At 33.6% G+C, this 414-nt stretch carries 1 protein-coding gene; it reads left to right on the top strand.

Features of this window, described 5'->3' with window-relative positions:
- Nucleotides 1-414 (top strand): serine aminopeptidase domain-containing protein (locus AB674_RS21775; protein WP_047779395.1); only part of this gene is annotated, 414 nt, incomplete at both ends.

The raw sequence follows: 414 nt of genomic DNA, 5'->3' as shown, positions 1-414 counted from the left end.
TTTTCAGTTATGACAAAAGAATTATCGCGCAAATGATGGCAGGAACTGTAAACGAAGCGACACTTTCATTTGATGATTTTGTCAATGATGCAAAAGACGTTTTCACTTATTTCAAAAATCAAAAAAAATACAACAAAATAATAATTGCAGGACACAGTGAGGGTTCACTAATAGGAATGCTAGCCGCAAACAACAATGCCGATGCCTTCATTTCATTGGCAGGAGCCGGAAGAACAATTGATGCTGTTTTAACAGAGCAAATAGAGAAACAAGCTCCTTTTCTAAAAGAAGAAGTACAAAAAGATCTTGAAATTCTTAAAAGCGGAAAAACCTTTGAACTAAAAAATCAAATGCTAGCTTCTTTATTTAGAACAAGTGTTCAACCCTATATGATTTCATGGATAAAATACAATC

The sequence above is a fragment of the Flavobacterium sp. ABG genome, from assembly GCF_001027725.1.
GTDB lineage: Bacteria > Bacteroidota > Bacteroidia > Flavobacteriales > Flavobacteriaceae > Flavobacterium > Flavobacterium cupriresistens.
This window is presented reverse-complemented; position numbering and strand designations above follow the sequence as displayed.